This window comes from Streptomyces sp. NPDC002640 (assembly GCF_053592575.1).
This window is the reverse complement of record NZ_JBSFVZ010000013.1, coordinates 1-25,367: the sequence shown is the minus strand read 5'-3', so window position 1 is coordinate 25,367 and position 25,367 is coordinate 1. Positions and strand designations below refer to the sequence as shown.

Annotated in this window: 23 protein-coding genes; 12 read left to right on the top strand and 11 right to left on the bottom strand. The window is 73.6% G+C overall.

Going from position 1 to position 25,367, the window contains the following annotated elements; all coding sequences use genetic code 11:
* Positions 1 to 36: 36 nt before the first annotated feature.
* The 5 genes from ACWD3O_RS18705 to ACWD3O_RS18685 form a co-directional block, all read right to left on the bottom strand.
* Entirely contained in the window at positions 37 to 2,211 is a 2,175-nt protein-coding gene (locus ACWD3O_RS18705) for a 3-hydroxyacyl-CoA dehydrogenase NAD-binding domain-containing protein (protein WP_451416614.1), read from the bottom strand.
* A gap of 49 nt (positions 2,212 to 2,260) precedes the next feature.
* Positions 2,261 to 3,475: an acetyl-CoA C-acetyltransferase gene (locus ACWD3O_RS18700; protein ID WP_451408638.1), complete on the bottom strand. Its 1,215-nt coding sequence runs from the start codon at positions 3,473 to 3,475 to the stop codon at positions 2,261 to 2,263.
* Positions 3,472 to 4,704 (bottom strand): CaiB/BaiF CoA transferase family protein, encoded by a 1,233-nt coding sequence (locus ACWD3O_RS18695; RefSeq protein WP_451416613.1) that lies wholly within the window; start codon positions 4,702 to 4,704, stop codon positions 3,472 to 3,474. Before ACWD3O_RS18695 ends, ACWD3O_RS18700 begins: the two co-directional genes overlap by 4 nt.
* Before the next feature lie 135 nt (positions 4,705 to 4,839).
* Positions 4,840 to 5,556 (bottom strand): endonuclease V, encoded by a 717-nt coding sequence (locus ACWD3O_RS18690; protein WP_451416612.1) that lies wholly within the window; start codon positions 5,554 to 5,556, stop codon positions 4,840 to 4,842.
* A 67-nt stretch (positions 5,557 to 5,623) separates the two neighbouring features.
* On the bottom strand, positions 5,624 to 5,947 hold the full coding sequence (locus ACWD3O_RS18685; RefSeq protein WP_451408635.1) for a plasmid stabilization protein: 324 nt from the start codon (positions 5,945 to 5,947) through the stop codon (positions 5,624 to 5,626).
* Positions 5,948 to 6,246: 299 nt separating this feature from the next.
* On the opposite strand from ACWD3O_RS18685, the gene ACWD3O_RS18680 reads away from it, so the two are divergent.
* Both ACWD3O_RS18680 and ACWD3O_RS18675 read left to right on the top strand, forming a co-directional pair.
* Positions 6,247 to 6,663 carry an SsgA family sporulation/cell division regulator gene (locus ACWD3O_RS18680; RefSeq protein ID WP_451408634.1) on the top strand — a complete coding sequence of 139 codons (417 nt, stop codon included), beginning with the start codon at positions 6,247 to 6,249 and terminating at the stop codon, positions 6,661 to 6,663.
* Between the two features lie 293 nt (positions 6,664 to 6,956).
* The gene (locus ACWD3O_RS18675; RefSeq protein WP_451416611.1) at positions 6,957 to 8,597 is read left to right on the top strand and encodes an ABC-F family ATP-binding cassette domain-containing protein; all 1,641 of its coding nucleotides are present in this window, start codon (positions 6,957 to 6,959) and stop codon (positions 8,595 to 8,597) included.
* A 289-nt stretch (positions 8,598 to 8,886) separates the two neighbouring features.
* On the opposite strand, the gene ACWD3O_RS18670 is transcribed toward ACWD3O_RS18675, so the two are convergent.
* Positions 8,887 to 9,840, bottom strand: coding sequence for an NAD(P)/FAD-dependent oxidoreductase (locus tag ACWD3O_RS18670; RefSeq protein WP_451416610.1), 954 nt, complete (start codon positions 9,838 to 9,840; stop codon positions 8,887 to 8,889).
* Positions 9,841 to 9,906: 66 nt separating this feature from the next.
* Here ACWD3O_RS18670 and ACWD3O_RS18665 point away from each other — a divergent pair, with 66 nt between their 5' ends.
* On the top strand, positions 9,907 to 10,947 hold the full coding sequence (locus ACWD3O_RS18665; protein WP_451416609.1) for an oxidoreductase: 1,041 nt from the start codon (positions 9,907 to 9,909) through the stop codon (positions 10,945 to 10,947).
* Positions 10,948 to 10,990: 43 nt separating this feature from the next.
* On the opposite strand, the gene ACWD3O_RS18660 is transcribed toward ACWD3O_RS18665, so the two are convergent.
* The 3 genes from ACWD3O_RS18660 to ACWD3O_RS18650 form a co-directional block, all read right to left on the bottom strand.
* Positions 10,991 to 13,336, bottom strand: a complete 2,346-nt coding sequence (locus ACWD3O_RS18660; RefSeq protein WP_451416608.1) for a Tex family protein — start codon at positions 13,334 to 13,336, stop codon at positions 10,991 to 10,993.
* A 143-nt stretch (positions 13,337 to 13,479) separates the two neighbouring features.
* The gene (locus ACWD3O_RS18655) at positions 13,480 to 13,611 is read right to left on the bottom strand and encodes an LPFR motif small protein (protein WP_356134637.1); all 132 of its coding nucleotides are present in this window, start codon (positions 13,609 to 13,611) and stop codon (positions 13,480 to 13,482) included.
* A 219-nt stretch (positions 13,612 to 13,830) separates the two neighbouring features.
* The gene (locus ACWD3O_RS18650; RefSeq protein ID WP_451416607.1) at positions 13,831 to 14,571 is read right to left on the bottom strand and encodes an enoyl-CoA hydratase/isomerase family protein; all 741 of its coding nucleotides are present in this window, start codon (positions 14,569 to 14,571) and stop codon (positions 13,831 to 13,833) included.
* A gap of 69 nt (positions 14,572 to 14,640) precedes the next feature.
* Here ACWD3O_RS18650 and ACWD3O_RS18645 point away from each other — a divergent pair, with 69 nt between their 5' ends.
* Both ACWD3O_RS18645 and ACWD3O_RS18640 read left to right on the top strand, forming a co-directional pair.
* Positions 14,641 to 15,357, top strand: coding sequence for an HdeD family acid-resistance protein (locus ACWD3O_RS18645; RefSeq protein ID WP_451416606.1), 717 nt, complete (start codon positions 14,641 to 14,643; stop codon positions 15,355 to 15,357).
* 147 nt (positions 15,358 to 15,504) lie between these two features.
* Positions 15,505 to 16,044, top strand: coding sequence for an ATP-binding protein (locus tag ACWD3O_RS18640; RefSeq protein WP_451408627.1), 540 nt, complete (start codon positions 15,505 to 15,507; stop codon positions 16,042 to 16,044).
* Between the two features lie 24 nt (positions 16,045 to 16,068).
* On the opposite strand, the gene idi is transcribed toward ACWD3O_RS18640, so the two are convergent.
* Both idi and ACWD3O_RS18630 read right to left on the bottom strand, forming a co-directional pair.
* Positions 16,069 to 16,644, bottom strand: a complete 576-nt coding sequence (idi, locus tag ACWD3O_RS18635; protein ID WP_451408626.1) for an isopentenyl-diphosphate Delta-isomerase — start codon at positions 16,642 to 16,644, stop codon at positions 16,069 to 16,071.
* A gap of 160 nt (positions 16,645 to 16,804) precedes the next feature.
* Complete coding sequence (locus ACWD3O_RS18630) at positions 16,805 to 17,737, bottom strand: cation diffusion facilitator family transporter (protein ID WP_451408625.1); 933 nt, start codon at positions 17,735 to 17,737, stop codon at positions 16,805 to 16,807.
* A 258-nt stretch (positions 17,738 to 17,995) separates the two neighbouring features.
* Here ACWD3O_RS18630 and ACWD3O_RS18625 point away from each other — a divergent pair, with 258 nt between their 5' ends.
* From ACWD3O_RS18625 to ACWD3O_RS18595, 7 genes are all read left to right on the top strand, one after another.
* On the top strand, positions 17,996 to 19,813 hold the full coding sequence (locus ACWD3O_RS18625; protein ID WP_451416605.1) for a DUF5941 domain-containing protein: 1,818 nt from the start codon (positions 17,996 to 17,998) through the stop codon (positions 19,811 to 19,813).
* On the top strand, positions 19,810 to 20,562 hold the full coding sequence (locus ACWD3O_RS18620) for a phosphocholine cytidylyltransferase family protein (RefSeq protein WP_451416604.1): 753 nt from the start codon (positions 19,810 to 19,812) through the stop codon (positions 20,560 to 20,562). Before ACWD3O_RS18625 ends, ACWD3O_RS18620 begins: the two co-directional genes overlap by 4 nt.
* A complete protein-coding gene (locus tag ACWD3O_RS18615) occupies positions 20,550 to 21,611 on the top strand; it encodes an iron-containing alcohol dehydrogenase family protein (RefSeq protein ID WP_451416603.1) in 1,062 nt (353 codons plus the stop codon). Before ACWD3O_RS18620 ends, ACWD3O_RS18615 begins: the two co-directional genes overlap by 13 nt.
* Entirely contained in the window at positions 21,589 to 22,374 is a 786-nt protein-coding gene (locus tag ACWD3O_RS18610) for a CDP-alcohol phosphatidyltransferase family protein (protein ID WP_451416602.1), read from the top strand. The genes ACWD3O_RS18615 and ACWD3O_RS18610 overlap by 23 nt, the downstream gene beginning before the upstream one ends.
* Before the next feature lie 79 nt (positions 22,375 to 22,453).
* On the top strand, positions 22,454 to 23,326 hold the full coding sequence (locus ACWD3O_RS18605; RefSeq protein ID WP_451416735.1) for a glycosyltransferase family 2 protein: 873 nt from the start codon (positions 22,454 to 22,456) through the stop codon (positions 23,324 to 23,326).
* A gap of 150 nt (positions 23,327 to 23,476) precedes the next feature.
* Entirely contained in the window at positions 23,477 to 24,406 is a 930-nt protein-coding gene (locus ACWD3O_RS18600; protein ID WP_451408620.1) for an ABC transporter permease, read from the top strand.
* Entirely contained in the window at positions 24,399 to 25,178 is a 780-nt protein-coding gene (locus tag ACWD3O_RS18595; protein ID WP_451408619.1) for an ABC transporter ATP-binding protein, read from the top strand. Before ACWD3O_RS18600 ends, ACWD3O_RS18595 begins: the two co-directional genes overlap by 8 nt.
* Positions 25,179 to 25,367 lie beyond the last annotated feature (189 nt).

The following is a 25,367-nucleotide window of genomic DNA, read 5'->3' as shown; positions in this document are numbered from 1 at the left end:
GGTGGTGCCGGACGACGGGGTCGCGCCGGCGGGGGATCAGCGGGCGTCGGTGAAGACCTCGCCCTTCTCGGCCTTCTCCACCAGCAGCGCCGGCGGCAGGAACCGGTCGCCGTACTTCTCCGCCAGCTCCCGGGCCCGGGCCACGAAGCCGGCCGGCCCGCCCGGGTAGCCGTTGACGTACTGGAGCACGCCGCCGGTCCACGCCGGGAAGCCGATGCCCATGATGGAGCCGATGTTGGCGTCGGCCACCGAGGTGAGCACGCCCTCCTCGAGCAGCCGGACGGTGTCCAGCGCCTCCGAGAACAGCATCCGCTCCTGCATGTCCTCGAACGGGATGGTGTGCCCCGGCTCGGTGAAGTGCTCGCGCAGCCCCGGCCACAGCCCGGCCCGCCTGCCGTCCACGTAGTCGTAGAAGCCGGCGCCCCCGCTGCGGCCGGTGCGGCCGAACTCGTCGACCATCCGGTCCACCACGGCCTCGGCCGGGTGGGCCGTCCAGGTGCCGCCGGCCGCCTCGACGGCCTCCTTGGTCTCCTTGCGGATCTTGCGCGGCAGGGTCAGGGTCAGCTCGTCCATCAGGTTCAGCACCTTGGCCGGGTAGCCCGCCTGCGCCGCGGCCTGCTCCACGGAGGCGGGGTCGACGCCCTCGCCGACCATGGCCACGCCCTCGTTGATGAAGTGGCCGATGACGCGGGAGGTGAAGAAGCCACGCGAGTCGTTGACCACGATCGGGGTCTTGCGGATCTGGCGCACCAGGTCGAAGGCGCGGGCCAGGGCCTCGTCGCCGGTGCGCGCGCCCTTGATGATCTCCACCAGGGGCATCTTGTCGACCGGCGAGAAGAAGTGCAGGCCGATGAAGTCGGCCTGGCGCTCGACGCCCTCGGCGAGCTCCGTGATCGGCAGGGTGGAGGTGTTGGAGCACAGCAGCGCGTCCGGGGCGACGACGTCCTGGATCTCCTGGAACACCTTGTGCTTGAGGGAGGTGTCCTCGAAGACGGCCTCGATCACCGCGTCGCAGCCCGCCAGGTCCTGGACGTCCGCGGTCGGGGTGATCAGGGCGAGCAGGGCGTCGGCCTTCTCCTGGGTGGTCCGGCCGCGGGAGACGGCCTTCGCGCAGAGCTTCTCCGAGTACGCCTTGCCCTGGGCGGCGGCCTCGGCGGTGACGTCCTTGAGGACGACCTCGATGCCCGCCCGGGCGCAGGAGTAGGCGATGCCCGCGCCCATCATGCCCGCGCCGAGCACGGCCACCTTGGCGACCGCGCGCGGCTCGAAGCCCTGCGGACGGTTGGCCCCGGAGTTGACGGCCTGCAGGTCGAAGAAGAACGCCTGGGTCATGTTCTTGGCGGTCTGCCCGGCCGCCAGCTCGGCGAAGTACCGGGACTCGACGATCTGCGCGGTCTCGAAGTCGACCTGGGACCCCTCCACCGCGGCGGCCAGGATGGCGCGCGGGGCGGGATAGGGGGCGCCGGCCGTCTGCTTGCGCAGGTTGGCCGCGAAGGCGGGCAGGCTCGCGGCGAACTTCGGGTTCGACGGCGTGCCGCCGGGGATGCGGTACCCCGGGGCGTCCCAGGGCTGCGCCGACTCGGGGTGCGCGTCGATGAAGGCGCGGGCCCGGGCGATCATCTCCTCGGGTGTGTCCACCACCTCGTCCACCAGGCCGTTCTCCAGCGCCCGGCGCGGGCCGTACTGGGTGCCCTGCAGCAGCACCTTCAGCAGGGCGTCGGTGATGCCCAGCTTGCGCACGGTGCGGACCACGCCGCCGCCGCCCGGCAGCAGGCCCAGGGTCACCTCGGGCAGGCCGATCTTCGAGCCCGGGGCGTCGAGCGCGACGCGGTGGTGGCAGCTCAGGGCGATCTCGTAACCGCCGCCCAGCGCCGCGCCGTTGATCGCCGCGACCACCGGCTTGCCGAGGGTCTCGATGCGGCGCAGGTCGCGCTTCATCTCCAGGCCCCCCTCGAAGAGGTCCTGGGCGGTCTCGGGCGTCACCTTGATCAGCTCACGCAGGTCGCCGCCGGCGAAGAAGGTCTTCTTGGCGGAGGTGACGACGACGCCGCGGACCGAGTCCTTCTCGGCCTCCAGGCGGTCGGCGACGGCGCGCAGGGCGACGCGGAACGCCTGGTTCATCGTGTTGGCGGACTGGCCGGGGGCGTCCAGGACCAGCGTGACGACGCCGGTCTCGTCCTGCTCCCAGCGGATGGCGGTGCTCTCGGTCATGACGGGGTCTCCGTTGAAGTCTCGGGTGTCGTAGGGCCGCTGGGGAGGATCAGAGTCGCTCGACGATCGTGGCGATGCCCATGCCGCCGCCGACGCACAGGGTGGCCAGGCCGTAGCGCTTGTCCTGGCGCTCCAGTTCGTCGATCAGCGTGCCCAGGATCATCGCGCCGGTGGCGCCGAGCGGGTGGCCCATCGCGATGGCGCCGCCGTTGACGTTGACCTTGTCCAGGGAGAGCCCCATGTCCTTGACGTAGCGCAGCACCACGGAGGCGAAGGCCTCGTTGATCTCGACCAGGTCGATGTCGTCGACGGTCAGCCCCGCCTTGGCGAGCGCCTTGCGGGAGGCGGGGGCCGGGCCGGTGAGCATGATGGTGGGCTCGGAACCGGAGACCGCCGCGGAGACGATCCGGGCGCGCGGGGTCAGGCCGTAGCGCTCGCCGGTCTCCTTGTTGCCGATGGCGACCAGGGCGGCGCCGTCGACGATGCCGGAGGAGTTGCCCGCGTGGTGGACGTGGTCGATCTTCTCGACCCAGTGGTACTTCTGCAGGGCCACGGCGTCGAAGCCGCCCATGTCGCCGATGCCCGCGAAGGACGGCTTGAGCTTGGCGAGGGAGTCGGCGGTGGTGCCGGGGCGCATGTGCTCGTCGTGGTCCAGGACGGTGAAGCCGTTGCGGTCCCTCACCGGGACCACGGAACGCCCGAAGCGGCCCTCCTTCCAGGCGGTGGCGGCCCGCTCCTGGGAGAGCGCCGCGTACTCGTCGACGTCACGGCGGGAGAAGCCCTCGAGGGTGGCGATCAGGTCGGCGCTGATGCCCTGCGGGACGAAGTCCGTCTCCAGGCTGGTCATCGGGTCCATCGCCCACGCGCCGCCGTCCGAGCCCAGCGGGATGCGGGACATCGACTCCACGCCGCCCGCCAGGACCATGTCCTCCCAGCCCGAACGGACCTTCATGGCGGCCATGTTGACCGCCTCCAGCCCCGACGCGCAGAAGCGGTTCTCCTGGACGCCGGCCACCGTGTCCGGCAGCCCCGCCGCGATCGCGGCGATCCGGGCGATGTCGGAGCCCTGGTCGCCGATCGGGCTGACCACGCCGAGGACGACGTCGTCGATCGCCGCCGGGTCGAGGTCCGGGAAACGGCCGCGGATCTCGCGGATCAACCCGACGACGAGGTCGATCGGCTTGGTGCCGTGCAGGGCCCCGTTGGCCTTGCCGCGCCCGCGGGGGGTGCGGATCGCGTCGTACACGTACGCTTCGGTGCTCACTGGTCAGCCTTTCGCAGGGGTGCGGAGTGGTCGTCGTCGGACGCGGGGGCGCCGTCGTGGCCCGGGGTGTCCCCCAGGAGGGCGGGCAGGTCCCAGTCCCGCGCCACCTCCTCGGTTCCCGCGCCGGACCGCGCGGGTCCGGTCCGCACGCTCGTGGGGGTGGCGGAGAAGCGCGGGGCGGGCGCCGGCTGGACGATGCCGGAGTGCTCGACGAAGGTCGAGCGGGCGGCGAGGTGCGGGTGGTGCGGGGCCTCGCGCAGCGAGAGCACCGGCGCCACGCAGGCGTCGGAGGCCTCGAAGACGGCGGCCCACTCGTCGCGGTCACGGGTGGCGAAGCGGGCGGCGACGGCCTCCCGCAGGGCGGGCCAGCGGGCGAGGTCGAGATGGGCGTCCAGATGCCCGGGCAGGCCCAGCAGGTCCAGGAACTCGGCGTAGAAGCGCGGCTCCAGCGCTCCGACCGCGATGTGGCGGCCGTCGGCGCAGGCGTACACGCCGTAGTAGGGGCAGCCGCCGTCGAGCAGGTTCGCGCCCCGCCGGTCCTGCCACTGACCGGCCGCCAGCATGCCGTGGATCAGCGTCGACAGGTGGGCCGCGCCGTCGACGATCGCCGCGTCGACCACCTGCCCCGTGCCGGTGGCGCGGGCGTGGTGCAGGGCGGCCAGGACACCGGTCACCAGGTAGAGCGAGCCGCCCGCGAAGTCGCCGAGCAGGTTCACCGGGACGACCGGGGGTCGGCCGTCCTCGCCGATCATGCCGAGGACGCCGGTGGGCGCCAGGTAGGCGATGTCGTGCCCGGCCCGGTCGGCCAGCGGGCCGTCCTGGCCCCAGCCGGTCATCCGGCCGTAGACCAGGCGCGGATTGCGGGCACGGCAGGCGTCGGGGCCGACGCCGAGGCGTTCGGCGACGCCGGGGCGGTAGCCCTCGATCAGGATGTCGGCGCGACCGGCCAGATCGAGGACGCGCTCCACGCCCTCGGGCGACTTGAGGTCCAGCACCACCGACCGCTTGTTGCGGTTGGTGACGTCGTACTCCGGGTCGGGGGCGACGGCGATCCCGCCGGGCCGGTCGACCCGCACCACGTCGGCGCCCAGGTCGCCCAGCAGCATGGCGGCGAACGGGCCGGGGCCGATGCCCGCCAGCTCCAGTACGCGCACGCCGTCCAGCGGACCTCGTGGATCGTCCGTCCCGGGGCCGTCTCCCGGGTCCTGCGGCGCCTTCGCCACTGTCATCGCAGCCCCCACTGTTCGCGGCACGGCCTGGGCGTGCCCGCATGTGACACCACTGATGTCACACCGGTGATGCTACGAAGGTGCGGGGGCGCGCACAAGAGCCGGGCAAGCAAGCGCTCAGTCGGGCGTGGCGCCTCAGCCGGCCAGGGCCTCCCTGAGCGCCGCGCGGCAGAGGGCGTCGGCGAGCCGGGTGGTCTCGGGCAGGCGGTACCGCGGGGTCAGCGCCAGGGTGTGCGCGCAGGCGTTCTCCAGGGAGACCCGGTGACCCGCCGAGACGAAGACCGGTTTCACGGCCTCCCGGGTGCGCAGCGCGCGCCCGACCTCCTCGTCCCCGAGCAGCAGCGGGGTGTGGTCGCCGCGGGCGGGACCGGGCGGACTCGCGGCGAAGACGAACGGGTTCTTGGCGACGCCGATGGCGGGCAGCCCGGTGAGCACCCCCACGTGACAGGCGAGGCCGAAGCGCCGGGGATGGGCGAGGCCGTAGCCGTCGCACACCACCAGCCCGGGCGGCCCGGGCAGGGCCCCGAGGGCGGCCAGCACCGCGGGCACCTCACGGAAGGCCAGCAGGCCCGGAACGTACGGGAAGGCCACCGGGCCGACGGCGACGGCCCGGCCGGTCACCGCGAGGGTGGCCGCGTCCAGCGTGACCGCGGCGGCGGCCACCACACCGCGCGCGTCGTCGTAGGCGACGTCCACACCGGTGACCGGGCCGGTGCCCGGGGGAGGGCCCGGCTCGTCGAGGACCAGCCGTTCCCGCAGCTCGTCCTGGACGGCCAGGGCGGCCGCCTCGGTGGTGGGCCAGTCCTCGGGCACGCGCGCGGTCGCCGCCGTGACGGCCTGGATGTCGTTCACGGCCGAAGAGACTACGTGAGCCCCCCGGCGGACCGGAGGGCTCACGGGGCCGCAGAGGCCGCCCGGATCACTTGCCGAGGGCTTCCCGCAGCTGCTGCTTGTTCATGTCCGAGCGGCCGTGGACGTTCTTCTTCCTGGCCTCCTGGTACAGCTGGTCGTACGTCGGCCCCTGGGAGCCGCTGCCGGAGCGCTGCCCGCCGCGGCTGCCCGAGGACTTGTCCTGCGTGGAAGTGCGGCTCGCGCTCTTCGACTCTCCGGACCGGGCCCGCTCCTTGTTCACGGTGCGCGCCGCGATCTCCTTCGCCCGGCCGGTCGACGCGCCGCGCGACTCCTCACTGTCCTTGATGTGCTCGTACTGCCGTTCCCTCTTCGGGCTGGAACCACGGGGCATGGTCTGCCACTCCTCCATGTCGGGAATGCCGGAGCTGCACGGTTACCCATGTTCCGTACGGGCATGGGGGACCGCCACGCGGCGACGGCCGAACGGCACGGCCGTCCGCGCGCATGGGACGGCCGATGCGGGGGACGAGTCCTGGAGATGCCGTGGGGGAATGGTGCCGGGGGGATTCGGTCGGGTGACGCAGGTCACGCTGCGGGGGTGTACGGATTGCCGCGGTCCGGCCTCTGTTCCAGTGCGCGGGTCCGACCAGCCCGGCGTTCGGCCAGCCGACTACTAGGGGGAGCAGACGTTTGTCCACCGTCATCGAGCACCCGGTTCAGGCCCGTCTCGTCGCCGCGGCACCGCGGATGACGGTGATCCCGTCGACGCTGCACTACGACACCGCCGATCCCTTCGCGGTGCGGATGACCTTCCCGGGCCCGGCCACCCTCGAGGGGGTCGAGGTGTGCTGGACGTTCGCCCGGGAGCTGCTGACCGAGGGGCTGCGCCTCCCGCACGGCGCGGGGGACGTGCGGGTGCTGCCCTACGAGGACGGCCGCACGGCGCTGGAGTTCCACTCCCCGGAGGGCGCGGCCGTGGTGCACGTCGCGACCGACGAGGTGCGCCGGTTCCTCGCGGCCACCGCCGCCCTGGTGCCGTTCGGCTGCGAGCACCTGCACCTCGACCTGGACCACGACCTGGCCGAGCTGATGCGGGACGTCCTCTGAGGGGGCCGCGGGCCGGCCAGGCGGGGCCGCCGGACAATTCGCTCGCCTCCGCGGGAGCCGGCGGGTAACCTGGCGGTGGTTCTGTTGCCGTCGATCGGAGAAGGACGTTGCTCGTCTGAGGTCATGAGACACCGCGTCGCACCCCCCTCTTCCCGGGGCTGCCGCGTCGCGTGTGCGACCTCGGACGTCTGAGCCGTCCTCCGCCGCCGCAGGGCCGATCCTCTCCTCTTCAGGCCTCGGCACGGTGTCTCGATACGCGATCACCCGACCGCATCCCACCACCGCGAGGCCTCGTGTCCACCACCACTGCCCCTTCCGTCACCGCCGCGTCCCTGTCGTTCTCCTGGCCGGACGGCACGCCCGTCCTGGAGGACCTCGACGTCTCCTTCCCCGCGGGCCGCACCGGGCTCGTGGGCGTCAACGGCGCCGGCAAGTCCACCCTGCTCAAACTGATCGCGGGGGAGCTCACCCCCACCGACGGATTCGTCCGGGTGACCGGCGAGACCGGCCACCTCCCGCAGAACGTCACCCTCGACACCTCCCTCCGCGTCGACCAGGCGCTGGGCATCGACGCCCGGCGCGCCGCCCTGCACGCCATCGAGTCCGGGGACGCCGCCGAGGAGCACTTCGAGACGGTCGGCGACGACTGGGACGTCGAGGAGCGCGCGCTGGCCACCCTGGGCGAACTCGGCCTGGGCCACCTCGGCCTCGACCGCACCGTCGGCGAACTCTCCGGCGGCGAGTCGGTGCTGCTGCGGCTCACCGCGCTGCTGCTGCGCCGCCCCGACGTGCTGCTGCTGGACGAACCCACCAACAACCTGGACGTCTTCGCGCGCCGCCGGCTGTACGACACGGTGGCCCGCTGGAGCGGCGGCTCCCGGATCCTGATCATGGTCAGCCACGACCGTGAACTCCTGGAACTCGCCGACCGCATCGCCGACCTCCGCTCCGGCGAGGTCGCCTGGTACGGCGGCAACCTCTCCGACTACCAGGCCGCCCTGGCCGCGGAGCAGGAGGCCGCCGAGCGCACGGTGCGCGCCGCCGAGGCGGACGTGCGCCGCCAGAAGCGGGAACTCGCCGACGCCCAGGTGAAGCTGGCCAAGCGCAAGAAGTACGGCCAGAAGATGGCCGAGCAGAAGCGCGAGCCCAAGATCGTGATGGGCCTGCGCAAGAACGCCGCCGAGCAGTCGGCGGGCAAGCACCGGGCGCTCCACCAGGAACGCCTCGCCGAGGCGCGGGAGCGGCTGGACGAGGCGGAGCTCGCGCTGCGCGAGGACGACGAGATCCGCGTCGACCTGCCCGCCACCGCCGTGCCGCCCGGCCGGACCGTGCTGACCCTGGAGAAGCTCCGGCCGGTCCACGGGGCGCGGCTGGAAGGCGTGTTCGAGGTTCGCGGGCCGGAGCGGGTCGCCCTGGTGGGCCGCAACGGTTCCGGCAAGACCACGCTGCTGCGCACCCTGGCCGGGGAACTGGCCCCGGCGGAGGGCGAGGCCCGCACGCACGTGCCGGCGCGCTTCCTGCCGCAGCGGCTGGACATCCTCGACGACCGGCTGTCGGTCGCCGAGAACGTGGCCCGCTTCGCGCCGGGCGCCACCGTCAACCAGGTCCGGGCCCGCCTGGCGCGGTTCCTGTTCCGCGGGGCCCGGGCGGACCAGCCGGCCGGGACGCTCTCCGGCGGCGAGCGGTTCCGGGCGGCGCTGGCCGCGCTGCTCCTGGCCGAGCCCGCGCCGCAGCTGCTGATGCTCGACGAGCCCACCAACAACCTGGACATGGCGAGCGTGCGGCAGCTGACGCATGCGCTGGAGGCCCACCAGGGCGCGCTGCTGGTGGCCAGTCACGACCTGCCGTTCCTGGACTCGATCGGCATCACCCGCTGGCTGCTGGCCGACGGGGACCTCACCGAGATCACCCGCGAGGAACTCGACCGGCTCTGACCGCGGGGTCCGTGGCAGGCCCGTGGCAGGGCGGCGGCCGGGGATCCGTCCCCGGCCGCCGCCCCGCCACGGCCGGGGCGGGTGCCGCCGGGTGCGGGGACGTGCAGCGGTGCCGCGGCGCCCGGGGCGCGTGCCGCCGGTGCCGCGGCAGGCGGGCGCGCGCGGCAGGCGGGCGCGCGGCAGGCGCGGGCCCGTGGGCGGGCGTGTCCTGCGCGGGGCGGACGCGTGGGGCGGGCGCTCGGGCTGCGCGCCGGTGCGCGGCGCGGGCGCGGCCCGGGCTCGCGGGCGCTCAGGCCGCCAGCGCCGCCGCCTCACAGGCGCAGCCCCAGGCCACGGTGACGCCCGCGCCCCCGTGGCCGTAGTTGTGCACCAGCGCCCGCCCGCCCGGCCGTTCCTCCCGCTCCAGCCGCACCGCGGGCCGCGCCGGCCGCAGCCCCACCCGGTGCTCCAGCACCCGCGCCCCCGCTATCTCCGGCCGCACCGCCGCGCACCGGGCCACGATCGCCTCCGCCACCGCCGGATCCGGCTCGGTGGACCACGCGCCCACCTCCGCCGTCCCGCCCAGCAGCAGCCGGCCCGGCTGCGGCAGGAAGTACGTGGACCCGGCGCTGTCGTCGGCGACCGACGTCAGCCAGGTGTCCACCCCCGGGTTCTCCACCACGACCAACTGCCCCCGCACCGGGTGCACCGACGCGTCCGGCACCAGTTCCCGCGCGCCGAGCCCGGTCGCGTTGACCACCACCGGCGCCTCGGCGACCGCCTCGTCCAGCGAGGTGACCGCCCGCTGCTCGACCACGCCCCCCGCCGCGAGGAAACGTTCCCGCAGCCAGGGCAGGTGCACCCGCATGTCGATCAGCGGCACCCGCGCCCACAGACCGCCGCCCGGGCACTCCTCGGGCGTCGCCGTGCGCATCCCCGGCACCCGGGCGGCCCACGGGCCGAGCCCGTCGAGCGAGGCCCCGCCGTGCACCCCCGGCACCATCCGCACGCCGGTCTCCCCGGGCCGGGCGGCCAGCGCGGCGTACACCTCGTAGGAGGCCAGCGACCACTCGCCGACCCGCTCCTCCGGCTCGATCCGGTAGGGCCACCACAGCCCGCCCGCCACCTCCGAGGTGGTCCGCTCGGCCGGTTCGCGCGCCCACATCCGCACCCGGCGCCCGCCCTCGGCCAGCACCACGGCCGTGGTCAGGCCGATGACACCGCCGCCGACGACGATCACTTCACAGGGTCGAGACCGTTCCATGCGCGGACCGTAACGGAATGCCCGGGACCGGGAACAGAGCGCCCGCACTGTGGGAATACTCGCACCATGGCTGCCGAGCACGGGACCCACGCGTCCTTCGCCCTGGCCCCGGCGACCCGCGCGGGCGCGGTCCTCGCGGGCGGGGCACAGGTCACCCACCGGGACTTCACCGACTTCGTGGTCGACGGGCAGCCCCTGCTGTTCCGGCTCGCCGACCTGGACGCGGTCTCACCCCTCGCGGCCGACGTCCCGCCCGCGATCTTCGCCGCACAGGTGCGGGCGCTGCTGCTCGAGGCGCCGGCCCCGCTGCCCGGCGGCCGCTACCTGATCTACGGCTGCCCCGAGTGCGCGGACCTCGCCTGCGGGGCGGTCACCGCGGTGATCGAGCGGGCGGGCGAGGACGACTACGTCTGGCGGGACTTCGCCTGGCAGACCGGCGACCGGCCCGACCTGCAGCTCAACGGCTACCACGGCCTCGGGCCCTTCCGCTTCCGCGGCGCCGAGTACCGCCGGGCGCTGACCGGCCTGCTGGACCACGCCGACGGCACCCGGGAGGAGGGCCGCCGGGTGCTGCTGATCGGCGCGCGGGCCGCCGTGCTCAACAAGCTGGCCGCGGCACTGCGCTCCATCGGCATAGGCGCCGACATCACCGACGACCCGTCCGACGTGCCGACGGAGGAACTGCGCGCCTACGCGGTCGTGGCGTTCGGCCGGGCGGTGACCGAGGACCGGCGCGAGGAGGTCCGGGCCGCGTTCCGCGCGGCGGGGGCCGAGGTGAGGTACGTCAGCGGCCTGGCCCCGGTGATACCGCTGCTGGTGGCCCAGACCGAGGAGGCGCTGGACCGGCGCCCGGAGGGCGGGCGCCGGATCGCCGGACTCCGGGCCACCGTACGGGAGGCGGTGGTCGAGATCAGCTCCGACTGCCGCGTGGGCCTCACCGTCTACCGGCTGGACCGGCTCCACCGGACCCACGAGCACATCGCCTTCGACGACGTGCTGCCGTCCGGCAGCCACCGTCTCCCGCTGGACCGCAAGGCCCTGAAGGGCGACGCCTTCCTGGTGGCGCGCACCTCCGGAGAGGTGCGGGTGGCGGCCGTGCCGCGGTGACGGCCGGCCCGCGAGGCCCGGCCGGCCGCCACCGCGCGGCAGGTCAGAGCAGGCCGGCCCGGCGCAGCGCGTCGGCCATGGCCCCGTCGGCGGGCGGCTGCGACCGGCGGCCGTCACCGCCGCCGCCCCGGCCCTCCTTGGCGCGGCGCTGCTGCGGCGGGCGCCCGCCGCGCTGCTGCCGCTCGCCCCGGGCGGGACGCTCGGCCGTCTTCTCGTCCTCCAGCCGCAGGGTCAGCGAGATCCGCTTGCGCGGGATGTCGACGTCCAGCACCTTCACCTTGACGATGTCGCCCGGCTTCGCCACGTCCCTGGGGTCCTTGACGAAGGTGCGCGACATCGCCGAGACGTGCACCAGGCCGTCCTGGTGCACGCCGACGTCCACGAAGGCACCGAAGGCGGCCACGTTGGTGACCACGCCCTCCAGGATCATCCCCGGCTCCAGGTCGGAGATCTTCTCGACGCCCTCCTTGAACCCGGCGGTCCGGAACGCCGGCCGCGGGTCGCGCCCCGGCTTCTCCAGCTCCTTCAGGATGTCGGTCACGGTCGGCAGCCCGAACGTGTCGTCCACGAACCGCTCGGGACGCAGCGAACGCAGCACCGAGGTGTTCCCGATCAGCGCGGCCACCTCCTGCCCGCTGTCCTTCACCATCCGGCGCACCACCGGGTACGCCTCCGGGTGCACGCTGGAGGCGTCCAGCGGGTCGTCGCCGCCGCGGATCCGCAGGAAGCCCGCGCACTGCTCGTACGCCTTGGGCCCCAGCCGGGCCACCTTCTTCAGCGCGGCGCGCGAGCGGAACGGCCCGTTCTCGTCACGGTGGCGGACGATGTTCTCCGCCAGCGAGGAGGAGATGCCGGAGACCCGGGCCAGCAGCGGTGTCGAGGCGGTGTTCACGTCCACGCCCACGCCGTTCACGCAGTCCTCGACCACGGCGTCCAGCGAGCGGGACAGCTTCACCTCGGAGAGGTCGTGCTGGTACTGGCCGACACCGATCGAGCGGGGGTCGATCTTCACCAGTTCGGCCAGCGGGTCCTGCAGCCGCCGGGCGATCGAGACCGCGCCGCGCAGCGACACGTCCAGCTCCGGCAGTTCCTGGGAGGCGAAGGCGGAGGCCGAGTACACGGATGCGCCCGCCTCGGAGACCATCACCTTGGTGAGGTTCAGCTCGGGGTGGCGGGAGATGAGCTCGCCGGCCAGCTTGTCCGTCTCCCGGGAGGCCGTGCCGTTGCCGATGGCGACCAGGTCGACCGCGTGCTGCTGCGCCAGCCGGGCCAGCTTGGCGATCGCCTCGTCCCACCGGTTGGCGGGCACATGCGGGTGGATCACGTCCGTGGCGACGACCTTGCCGGTCGCGTCCACCACCGCCACCTTGACGCCGGTGCGGTAGCCGGGGTCCAGGCCCAGGGTGGCGCGGGTGCCGGCCGGGGCGGCCAGCAGCAGGTCGCGCAGGTTGGCGGCGAACACCCGCACGGCCTCGTCCTCGGCGCCCGTGCGCAGCCGCAGGCGCAGGTCGATGCCCAGGTGGACCAGGATCCGCGTCCGCCAGGCCCAGCGGACGGTGTCCTTCAGCCACTTGTCGCCCGGCCGGCCGCGGTCGGCGACGCCGAAGCGGTGGGCGACGATCCCCTCGTAGGAGGAAGGCCCCTCCACCGGCTCCTCCGGCTCCAGGACGAGATCGAGGACCTCCTCCTTCTCGCCGCGCAGCAGCGCCAGCACCCGGTGCGAGGGCAGCTCGGCGAACGGCTCGGAGAAGTCGAAGTAGTCGGCGAACTTGGCGCCCGCCTCCTCCTTGCCCTCGCGGACCCGGGAGACCAGCCGGCCCCGCGTCCACATCCGTTCGCGCAGCTCGCCGATCAGGTCGGCGTCCTCCGAGAACCGCTCGGTGAGGACGGCCCGCGCGCCGTCCAGAGCGGCCTGGGCGTCGGCGACGCCCCGGTCCGCGTCGACGAACTCCGCCGCGACGGCCGACGGCTCCGCCGACGGGTCCGCCAGCAGCCGGTCGGCCAGCGGTTCGAGCCCCGCCTCCCGGGCGATCTGCGCCTTGGTGCGCCGCTTCGGCTTGAACGGGAGGTAGATGTCCTCCAGGCGCGCCTTGGTGTCCGCCTCCCGGATCCGCGCCTCCAGCTCGGGGCCGAGCTTGCCCTGCTCGCGCACCGACTCCAGGACCGCCGTGCGGCGCTCCTCCAGTTCCCGCAGGTACCGCAGCCGCTCCTCGAGGGTGCGCAGCTGGGCGTCGTCGAGCCCGCCGGTCGCCTCCTTGCGGTAGCGGGCGACGAAGGGCACCGTCGACCCGCCGTCCAGGAGGTCCACGGCGGCCTGCACCTGCCGTTCCCGTACGCCGAGTTCCTCGGCGATCCTGCCTTCGATGGACGCTGCCAGGGGTGTCGTCACGTTCCCGTACCGCCTTCTGAAGCCTCGAGGTTCCGCGGCAATTCTGGCAGGTCGCGCCGACGACAGGGGGTGAGGGCATGCGCAACGCGCGGGGGCCCGGCCGTCGGGCCGGGCCCCCGCGCGTATCGACGGGTTCGTGCGACTCAGGCGCGACGACCGCGGGCGGTGGAGGAGGCGCCGCCGAACAGCCGGGCCACGGCCCGGAAGGGCAGCGTCACCACGGTGGCGATCGCGCCGGCGATCTGGCGCAGGACGTCCGCTACAGCTCGGAACACGGTTGGTCACCTTTCCTCGGAGCCCCGGCCGGAGGTCCCGGGCCGGGGACCCTACAGGTAACCGGCCCCGCGGCGGACATGCGTGATTCCTCCCGGACCGGCACCGGAACCCGGCGCCCACCCGGGCGAACACCCGGGCGCGGGGCCGGTCGGCGAGCAGGTCGGGGGCCGGTCGGCACGCAGGCCGGGGGGCAGGTCAGGGGCCCGTCGGAGGGCAGGTCAGCGCGGCCAGGTGAACTCCGGGCTGCGGCGCTCCAGGAAGGCGTCGACGCCCTCCTCGAGGTCCCGGCTCGCCCGCGCGGCGGCGGCCCAGTGGGCGTCCCGGTCGGTGCGGCCGTCGGCGAACTCCTTCGCCGCGGCCTGGGTGAGCCGCGAGCGGGAGACCAGGATCCGGGTGAACGCGGCGACCCGGGCGTCGAGTTCGCCGGCCGGCAGCAGTTCGTCCACCAGACCGGTCCGCAGCGCCCGCTCGCCGTCGACGAGCTCGCCCGAGAACAGCAGGTACTTCGCGCCCGAGGGGCCCACCAGCGACACCAGCCGCCGGGTCGAGGAGGACGGGTAGACGATCCCCAGCTTGGCCGGGGTCACGCCGAAGAGGGCGCCCTCCTCGGCGAAGCGCAGGTCGCAGGCGGCGGCGAGCTGGGTGCCGCCGCCCACGCAGTGGCCGCGGATCGCCGCCAGGGTCGGCCTGGGGAACGCGGCCAGCGCCTCCTCCGCCTCCGTCGCGAGCCGCCGCGTCACCTCCGAGGAGTCGCGCAGCCCCGAGATGTCGGCGCCCGCGCAGAAGGTGGCGCCCTCACCGGTCAGGACCAGGGCCCGTACCGCGTCGTCCGCGGCCAGCGCCTCCAGCACCGGCGGCAGTGCCCGCCACATCGCGTTGGTCATGGCGTTGCGCCGGGCGGGATGGCTGATCACGACGGTGGCGACGCCGTCGGCGACGCGGTGCGACAGATGGGGCATGCGGCGGATGGTACCGGCGGCCTGGGTACTCGGCGGCACGACGGGTGTACGGCGAGCGAGGAGGCCCCTATGAGCAGGTTCCGGGCGAAGGACGAGAGGACGCGGCTCAGCCGGGGCTTCGGCTGGCTGGCCGCGCTCGGGGTCGTGCTGGTGATCGCCGGCGTGGTCGGTCTCCTCTACACCGGGCTGGCGACGCTCACCAGCATGCTGCTGTTCGGCTGGTTGCTCCTGGTCGGCGGAGTGGTCGGGCTGATGCACGCCGTGCAGGCGCGCGGCACCGGCTTCTTCTGGCTGGGCACGGTGGTCGCCGCGCTGAACATCGCCGCCGGCGCGGTGATCCTGGTGCGGCCGGAGGCGGCCGCCGTCTCCCTGACCCTCTTCGCGGCCCTGCTCTTCCTCACCGGCGGCGTCTTCCGGGTGGTGGGCAGCCTGGTGGTGCGCGGACCGCAGTTCGGCTGGACCCTGGTGCAGGGCGTCTTCGGCCTGCTGCTGGGCATCCTGGTGCTGAACGCCTGGCCCAGCGACAGCCGCTACGCGCTGGGCACCTTCTTCTCGCTGGCCCTGCTCTTCGACGGACTGGGCCTGATCGCCACCGGCTTCGGCGGCCGCAACGTGGTCGGGATGGTCACCGAGGCGGAGAGCGCCGACCGCGACCTCGGGGGCGACGCCTACTACGCGGGCCGCCCGGACGCCGACCGGAACGCCGCGACCGGTCACCGGACGGCCGCCGAGGACGCCGCCGGGCACGAGGACCGCGGGCGCGGAGGGGACGTTCCGCCCCAATAAGCGGAAGAGTTCGCGAAGCCGCCGCAAGGCGTGCAGGAATGGTCTCGCAACCGCCTTTGGCGTACGTCAGCGATCAAAAGTGGTCGATAGTCGACGTCTTGTGGTCAGTGTCCAGGCCGTGACCTGGCGTTTCCCACACTCGGACATGTGGTGACAGTCGAGCACGAGGGCGGGGGCCGGACGATGGAGGACCGAGGGCGCGGCGACGATCCGGGCCACCAAGGGCCCGGGGGAGCGGTCGCGCTCCCCGGTGCGCACGCGTCCTACGAGGGGGTGTGGCGGTTCACCGCCCCCGCCGTGGACGCCTCGGTGCCGCAGGCGCGGCGGGCCGTACGGGACCTGCTCAGGCGCCAAGGCGTGCCGGCCGACGAGGACGTGGTCGACGGCCTGCTGCTGATCGTCTCGGAGCTCGTCACCAACGCCGTCCGCCACGCCGCCCTGCTGTCGCCCGTGCTGGCGGTGGAGGTCGCGGTGGGCCCGGAGTGGATCCGGGTGTCCGTGGAGGACAACCACCCCTACCGGCCCACCGCGCTGGTCGCGGACACCGGCCAGACCGGCGGGCGGGGCCTGCTGCTGGTCCGCGAGACGGCACGGGAGTTCGGCGGAGCCTGCGAGGTGGAGCACACCACCACCGGCGGGAAGATCATCTGGGTGGCGCTGCCGCTGCGCCCGGCCCGGCCGTACTGAGACCGCCGGGCCGCCGGGGCCGCCCTACCAGCCGGCCGACGTGCCGGTCAGCTCGCGGATCGCCGGCCGGGCCGCGTCCAGCACGGTCATGAACCACGCCGAGAACGGGTCGGCCGCGTGCCGCTTCTCCAGCTCCTCCGGCGTGACGAAGGCGATGTCGCCGACCTCCTCCGGGTCCGGCCCGGGCGTGCCGGTCACCAGGCCGACGAAGAGGTGGTTGAACTCCTGCTCCACCAGACCCGAGGCCGGGTCCGGGTGGTTGTACCGCACCGTGCCCGCCTCGGCGAGCAGTGCGGGGGAGACGCCGAGCTCCTCGAAGGTGCGCCGGGCGGCTGCGGCGAAGGGTGCCTCGCCCGGGTAGGGGTGGCCGCAGCAGGTGTTGGACCACACACCGGGGGAGTGGTACTTGCCGAGCGCCCGCTGCTGGAGCAGGAGCCGCCCCCGGGAGTCGAAGAGGAACACGGAGAACGCGCGGTGCAGCAGACCGGGCGCCCGGTGGGCCGCGAGTTTCTCCTCGGTGCCGATGGTCACACCCTGCTCGTCGACCAGCTCCAGGAGGATGGTCTCGTCCGTCGTCGTCTTCACAGGTGTGCTCGGCATGCCCCCTAGTCTGCCGTACCGGAACCGGTGGCGCGGGCGGGGCGCGTCCTTGCGGGGACGTGGGGCCGCCGGACGCGGGGAAGCGCCGGGCCGCCGGCCGCCGGCCGCCGGACGCCGGACGCCGGGGACGCCTCGCGCCGCCGCACAGGCCGGACAGGCCCTAGTGGCAGAGCCCCGCCTCGTGCGCCGCGTGGCCGGCCGGTTCGATCTGGAAGGTGCAGTGGGCCACGTCGAAGTGGGAGCCCAGGCACGACTGCAGGTCGCGCAGCATCCGCTCGTGCCCCCGCCCCTCCAGCACGTCCGCGCCGACCACCACGTGCGCCGAGAGGACCGGCAGCCCGGAGGTGATCGTCCACACGTGCAGGTCGTGCACGTCGTCGACGCCCGGCAGCGCCAGCAGGTGCGCCCGCAGCTCGGCCAGGTCCACGTCGCGCGGGGCCGCCTCCAGCAGGACGTCCACCGTCTCGCGCAGCAGCCGCCAGGCGCGCGGCACGATCATCAGGGCGATCACCAGGGAGGCGACCGGATCCGCCGCCGACCAGCCGGTGAGCAGCACCACGGCCGCCGAGACCAGGACCGCCACCGACCCCAGGGCGTCCGCCGCGACCTCCAGGAAGGCGCCCCGCACGTTCAGGCTTTCCCGCCGGCCGCCCATCAGCAGCAGCAGCGAGACCAGATTGGCGACCAGTCCCACGGCGCCGAAGAGCAGCGTCAGGCCGCCCTCCACCTCGGCCGGCTCCAGGAGACGGCCGACCGCCTCGATCACCACGTAACCGCCCACCCCGAAGAGCAGCAGACAGTTCGCCAGCGCCGCCAGGATCTCCGCCCGGGCGAAGCCGAAGGTGCGGTGGCCGCTCGCCGGGCGGCCGGCGAAGCGGACCGCGAGGAGTGCCATGCCCAGTCCCAGCGCGTCGGTCGCCATGTGCGCGGCGTCGGCGACCAGGGCCAGCGAGCCGGCCAGCAGCCCGCCGGTGATCTCCGCGACGGTCACCAGTGACGTGATCGCCAGCGCCGCCCGCAGCCGGCCGCGGTACGCCGCCGTCACCGTGGCCCCCGCGCCCGCGCCATGGCCATGCTGATGTCCGGACCCCATGAGAACCGCCCCTCCGTGATCGCCGCCGCCCTCAGTGAACTACGTCCCGCGGCCAGGGGCAACGTGGTGCTGAACACCGTTGTCATATCCTCTGACCTGCGCAAACGATGCGCAGGTCATCGGCCGGAAGGCGGGCGGTGATCGCGGGGGCCCGACGATCCGATAACCTCTGCCGACACGCACCGGCCCCTCGCCGGGCAGGCCACCACGCAACGTCGCCGGCGCCCAGGCGCGCCGCATCCCAGGGAGTGAGTTCGGTTGCCGACCGCCATCGTCACCGGTCCGCCGGTTCCCGGATCCTCCCTGGTGGACGATCTCGGGGCCCTCGGCTTCGAGGTGCGGCACGCCGCCGACGTGGGTGAGACGGAGGCGCTGCTGGCCTCCGTCCCGGGCGACCGCCGGGTCGCCCTCGTCGACGCCCGCTTCATGGGTCACCTGCACGCCCTGCGCCTCGGTCTCACCGACCCGCGGTTCCCGGCCTCCGCGATCCCCGGCGCCGTCTCGGTCAAGCCCGAGGCGCGCACCGCGCTCACCCGCGCGATCGCCCGGGCCAGCTCCGCGGCCGTGGACGCCGGAGGCGCGGCCGCCGCGGACGGCGGCACCCTGGCCGACCGGCTGGCCGCCGCCCTGGAGGCGGACGGCGATCCGGTGCACCGGCCCGAACTGGGCAGCCTGGTCGCGGCCGCCCCCGGCGACCCGCAGAACCGTCAGGCGACCCGCGAGGCCCTCGCGGCCGTCGACGAGGAGGCCGTCCGGCTCCGCTCGGCGGTGAAGGCCCGCGACGGCTTCGTCACCACCTTCTTCATCAGCCCCTTCTCCAAGTACGTCGCCCGCTGGTGCGCCCGCCGCGGCCTGACCCCCAACCAGGTCACCACCGCCTCGCTGCTCACCGCGCTGGTCGCCGCGGCCTGCGCGGCCACCGGGACCCGCGGCGGCTTCGTCGCCGCCGGCGTCCTGCTGATCGCCTCGTTCGTCCTGGACTGCGCGGACGGTCAGCTGGCCCGCTACTCGCTCCAGTACTCCACGCTGGGCGCCTGGCTGGACGCCACCTTCGACCGCGCCAAGGAGTACGCCTACTACGCGGGCCTGGCGCTGGGCGCCGCCCGCGGCGGGGACGACGTGTGGGCGCTGGCCCTGGGCGCGATGATCCTGCAGACCTGCCGGCACGTGGTCGACTTCTCGTTCAACGAGGCCAACCACGACGCCGCCGCGAACACCAGCCCCACCGCGGCACTCTCCGACAAGCTGGACAACCTCGGCTGGACGGTGTGGCTGCGCCGCATGATCGTCCTGCCCATCGGCGAGCGCTGGGCGATGATCGCCGTGCTCACCGCGGTATCCACCCCGCGCATCACCTTCGTCGTCCTGCTGATCGGCTGCGCCTTCGCCGCCTGCTACACCACCGCCGGCCGGCTGCTGCGCTCGCTCACCCGCAAGGCACGCCGCACCGACCGCGCCGCCCGCGCGCTCGCCGACCTCGCCGACAGCGGTCCCCTCGCCGAGACCGCGGCCCGGTTCACCCGGCGTCTCGTTCCGTCCGGATCCGCCCCGTTCGTCGCCGCCGCGGGCGCCCTGCTCGTGGTGATCCTCGCCGCACTCTTCGGCGCCTCCTGGATCGCCGTCGCCGGCGCGGCGGGTTACGCCCTGCTCTCCGGCGCCGCGGTCGCCCGGCCCCTCAAGGGCGCGCTGGACTGGCTCGTTCCCCCCTTCTTCCGCGCCGCCGAGTATGGCGTCGTTCTGCTGCTGGCGGCCGACGCGGAAGTGAACAAAGCCCTTCCCGCGGCTTTCGGGCTGGTGGCGGCGGTCGCCTACCATCACTACGACACGGTGTACCGCATCCGCGGGAACGCCGGCGCGCCCCCGCACTGGCTGGTGCGGGCGGCGCTGGGTCACGAGGGCCGCACCCTCGTGGTCGCCGTGCTCGCCGCGCTGCTGACCGCGGCGCAGTTCTCGGTCGCACTCACGGCGCTCGCCGTGGCCGTGGCCGTCCTGGTGCTCGTCGAGAGCATCCGCTATTGGGTGTCCGCCCACCGGGCCGGCGCACCCGCTGTACACGACGAAGGAGAACCCGCATGATCGGCCTCGTGCTGGCGGCAGGCGCCGGACGCCGCCTGCGCCCCTACACGGACACCCTTCCCAAGGCGCTGGTGCCCGTGGGGCCCGAGGGCAACGAGGAGAGCCTGACCGTCCTCGACCTGACCCTCGGCAACTTCGCCGAGATCGGCCTCACCGAGGTGGCGATCATCGTCGGGTACCGCAAGGAGGCCGTCTACGAGCGCCGCGAGGCCCTCGAGGCCAAGTACGGGCTCAAGATCACCCTCATCGACAACGACAAGGCCGAGGAGTGGAACAACGCCTACTCCCTGTGGTGCGGCCGTGACGCCCTCAAGGACGGTGTGATCCTCGCCAACGGCGACACCGTCCACCCGGTCTCCGTCGAGAAGACGCTGCTCGCCGCCCGCGGCGAGGGCAAGAGGATCATCCTCGCCCTCGACACGGTGAAGAACCTCGCCGACGAGGAGATGAAGGTCGTCGTGGACCCCGAGAAGGGCGTCCGCAAGATCACGAAGCTGATGGACCCGGCGGAGGCCACCGGTGAGTACATCGGCGTCACGCTGATCGAGGGCGACGCGGCCGCGGAGCTCGGCGACGCGCTGAAGACGGTCTGGGAGACCGACCCGCAGCAGTTCTACGAGCACGGCTACCAGGAGCTGGTCAACCGCGGCTTCAAGATCGACGTCGCGCCGATCGGCGAGGTCGCGTGGGTGGAGATCGACAACCACGAGGACCTGGCCCGTGGGCGGGAGATCGCGTGCCGCTACTGACGAGGCTCATCCCGTCCCCCGTCGTCGTCGACATCCGGCCCGGCGCCCTCGAGGACCTGGCCGCCGTGCTCGCGGACGAGCGGATCTCGCACTCCGGCCGCCTGGCCGTCGCGGTCAGCGGCGGCTCCGGGGCCGTGCTGCGGGAGCGGCTCGCCCCGTCGCTGCCCGGCGCCACCTGGTACGAGGTCGGCGGCGGCACGCTCGACGACGCGATCCGGCTGGCCGGCGAGATGAAGGCGGACCGCTTCGACGCGGTCGTCGGACTCGGCGGCGGCAAGATCATCGACTGCGCCAAGTTCGCCGCGGCGCGGGTCGGCCTGCCGCTCGTCGCCGTGCCCACCAACCTGGCGCACGACGGCCTGTGCTCGCCGGTCGCGACCCTGGACAACGACGCGGGCCGCGGCTCCTACGGCGTGCCCAACCCGATCGCCGTGGTCATCGACCTCGACATCATCCGGGAGGCCCCGGGCCGCTTCGTGCGCTCCGGCATCGGCGACGCCATCTCCAACATCTCCGCCGTCGCGGACTGGGAGCTGGCCAACCGGGTCAAGGGCGAGAAGATCGACGGTCTGGCCGCCGCCATAGCGCGCCAGGCCGGCGAGGCGGTCCTCCGGCACCCCGGCGGCATCGAGGAGAACGGTTTCCTCCAGGTGCTCGCCGAGGCGCTGGCGCTCAGCGGCATCGCCATGTCGGTCTCCGGCGACTCGCGCCCCTGCTCGGGCGCGTGCCACGAGATCAACCACGCCTTCGACATACTCTTCCCCCGCCGCGCCGCCAGCCACGGCGAGCAGTGCGGTCTGGGAGCGGCCTTCGCCATGCACCTGCGCGGCGCCCACGAGGAGGCCGGTCAGATGGCCGAGGTGCTGCGCCGGCACGCGCTGCCGGTGCTCGCCGAGGACATCGGCTTCACCGCGGAGGAGTTCGTCAAGGTCGTGGAGTACGCGCCGGAGACCCGTCCCGGCCGTTACACGATCCTCGAGCACCTCGACCTCCGGACCGACGAGATCAAGGACGCGTACGCCGACTATGTCAAGGCCATCGGTAGCTGAACTGCGACCCGTCGTCCACCCCGCAGGGGTGAAGGACCGGCGCAGCGGCGAGCACTGGGCGGGCCGCCTCTACATGCGGGAGATCTCGCTGAGGGTCGACCGCTACCTGGTGAACACCCGGGTGACGCCCAACCAGCTCACCTACCTGATGGTGGTGGCGGGCGTCCTGGCGGGCGCGGCACTCCTGGTGCCGGGCCTCGCCGGGGCGCTCGTCGGCGCCCTCCTGATCCAGCTGTACCTGCTGCTGGACTGCGTCGACGGGGAGATCGCCCGCTGGCGGAAGCAGACCTCCGTCACCGGCGTCTACCTGGACCGGATCGGCCACTACCTCTCCGAGGCCGCGCTGCTGGTCGGCTTCGGCCTGCGCGGCGCCGACCTGTGGGACGGGGCGGAGAGCCCCGAGTGGCTGTGGGCCTTCCTGGGCACGCTGGCCGCCCTGGGCGCCATCCTCATCAAGGCCGAGACCGACCTGGTCGACGTGGCGCGCAGCCGCAGCGGTCTGGCCGCCGTGCGGGACGAGGCCGCCGCGCCGCGCTCCTCCGGCCTGGCGCTGGCCCGCCGGGCGGCGGCCGCGCTGAAGTTCCACCGGCTGGTCGGAGGCGTCGAGGCGAGCCTGTTCGTCCTCGTCGTCGCGATCGCCGACCTGATCGCCGGCGGCGGCCTGTTCTGGACCCGCCTCGGCATCGCCGTGCTGGCAGGCATCGCGATCCTGCAGACCCTGCTGCACCTCGTGTCCATCCTCGCCTCGAGCAGACTGCGGTGAGCGCCCTATGAACGAATCCCTGAAGGACGCCGTGACCGGGACCCAGCCGGACGCAGCCCCCGTCGACGGCCCCCGGCCGATCACGGTGGGAGCGGTCATCATCACCATGGGCAACCGCCCCGCCGAGCTGCGCGCGCTGCTCGACTCGGTGGCCCGCCAGGAGGGCGACCCCGTCCAGGTGGTCGTGGTCGGCAACGGCGCGCCCGTGCCCGAGGTGCCCGAGGGCGTGCGGACCGTGGAGCTGCCCGAGAACCTCGGCATCCCCGGCGGCCGCAACGTCGGCATCGAGGCCTTCGGCCCCGGCGGCACCGACGTCGACGTCCTGCTCTTCCTGGACGACGACGGACTGCTCGCCCGCACCGACACCGCGGAGCTGTGCCGCCGCGCCTTCGAGGCGGACCCGGAGCTCGGCATCATCAGCTTCCGGATCGCCGACCCCGACACCGGCGTCACCCAGCGCCGCCACGTCCCCCGGCTGCGCGCCTCCGACCCGATGCGCTCCTCCCGGGTCACCACCTTCCTCGGCGGCGCCAACGCGGTGCGCACCGAGGTCCTGGCCCAGGTGGGCGGGCTCCCCGACGCGTTCTTCTACGCGCACGAGGAGACCGACCTGGCCTGGCGCGCCATGGACGCCGGCTGGATGATCGACTACCGGGCCGACATGGTCCTGTACCACCCCACCACGGCCCCCTCCCGGCACGCGGTCTACCACCGCATGGTGGCGCGCAACCGGGTGTGGCTGGCCCGCCGCAACCTGCCCGCCCCGCTCGTCCCGGTCTACCTGGGCGTGTGGATGGCGCTCACCCTGCTGCGCACCCGTTCGGGGTCCGCGCTCAAGGCGTGGTTCGGCGGCTTCAAGGAGGGCTGGAGCGGCCCGTGCGGTCCCCGCCGGCCGATGCGGTGGCGTACCGTGTGGCGGCTGACCCGACTGGGCCGGCCCCCGGTCATCTGAGAAGCTCGTCGGAGCGGGACCGGACGGGACCGGGCCGGGGCCGTACCCTTCGCCCCGCCCCCGGCGCCCGCCGTGCCCGTCCCCACCCGTGCATCGGCGCGTCGGCCCCCCGACACGCCGTATCCACCCGAGACAGCGAGAGTTCGAGCAGTGAGTGAGTCAACGCATGACGGCCCGGTCGCGGTGAGTCCGCGTCCGTCGCCCGACGACGGCCTGACGGCGGCGGAGCTCGCCGCCCGGTACGGCCTGACCGTGAGCGGCGCCCGGCCCCCGGTCCCGGCGTACGTGCGTCAGCTGTGGAACCGCCGCCACTTCATCGTCGCCTTCTCCCGGGCCAAGCTGTCCGCCCAGTACAGCCAGGCCAAGCTGGGCCAGCTCTGGCAGGTGGTGACGCCACTGCTCAACGCGCTGGTCTACTACCTGATCTTCGGGCTCATCCTGGACGCGGGCCGCGGCCTGCCCAAGGACGTGTACATCCCGTTCCTGGTGACCGGCGTCTTCGTGTTCACCTTCACCCAGACGTCGGTGATGTCGGGCGTCCGCGCCATCTCGGGCAACCTGGGCCTGGTGCGGGCCCTGCACTTCCCCCGGGCCTCGCTGCCCATCTCCTTCGCCCTCCAGCAGCTCCAGCAGCTGCTGGTGTCGATGATCGTGCTCTTCGTGGTGGTGATGATCTTCGGCAGCCGGCCCTCGCTGTCCTGGCTGCTGATCGTCCCCGCGCTGGTGCTCCAGTTCGCCTTCAACACCGGACTGGCGCTGATCATGGCGCGGGCCGGAGCGCACACCCCCGACCTGGCGCAGCTGATGCCGTTCGTCACCCGCACCTGGATGTACGCCTCCGGCGTGATGTTCTCCATCCCGGCGATGCTCGAGGGCAGGCCGCAGTGGATCGCCGACGTGCTCCAGTGGAACCCGGCCGCCGTCTACATGGACCTGATCCGCTTCGCGCTGATCGACGGCTACGGCTCCGAGAACCTGCCGCCGCACGTGTGGGCGGTGGCGCTGGGATGGGCCGTGGTGATCCTGGCCGGCGGCTTCGTGTACTTCTGGAAGGCCGAGGAGAGGTACGGACGTGGCTGAGCAGCATGCGGAACCCCGCGTCCCGACGGTGATCGCGGACGACCTGCACATCGTCTACAAGGTCAACGGCGCGAAGAAGGGCAAGGGCAGCGCCACCGCCGCGCTCTCCCGCATCATGCGGCGGGGCGAGGAGCGGGGGGTGCGCGAGGTGCACGCCGTGCGCGGCGTCTCCTTCGTCTCCTACAAGGGAGAGGCCATCGGCCTGATCGGCTCCAACGGCTCCGGCAAGTCCACCCTGCTGCGCGCCATCGCCGGCCTGCTGCCGGCCGAGCGGGGCCGGGTGTACACCAACGGCCAGCCCTCCCTGCTGGGCGTCAACGCGGCCCTGATGAACGACCTGACCGGCGAGCGCAACGTGATACTCGGCGGCCTGGCCATGGGCATGTCGCGCGAGCAGATCAGGGAGCGCTACCAGGAGATCGTCGACTTCTCCGGCATCAACGAGAAGGGCGACTTCATCACCCTGCCCATGCGGACCTACTCCTCCGGCATGGCGGCCCGCCTGCGGTTCTCCATCGCGGCGGCCAAGGACCACGACGTGCTGATGATCGACGAGGCGCTGGCCACCGGCGACCGCAAGTTCCAGAAGCGCTCCGAGGCCCGCATCCGCGAACTGCGCCAGCAGGCCGGCACGGTCTTCCTGGTCAGCCACAACAACAAGTCGATCCGCGACACCTGCGACCGCGTGCTCTGGCTGGAGCGCGGCGAGCTGCGGATGGACGGACCCACGGACGAGGTCCTCAAGGAGTACGAGAAGTTCACCGCCAAGTGAACCCGTAAGCCGTAACCCGTAGCCCGTGAATTCGTAGCCCGTGAACTCCTAGCCCGTAGCCCGTGAACCCGGCGTGGGGGGGGGGGCGCCCCCCCCCCCCCCCCGCGCCCGGGCCCCGGCCCCCCCCCCCCCCCCCCCGCCACCCCCACACGACACACAAACACCAAGAACACAAGAAAAAACCACTGA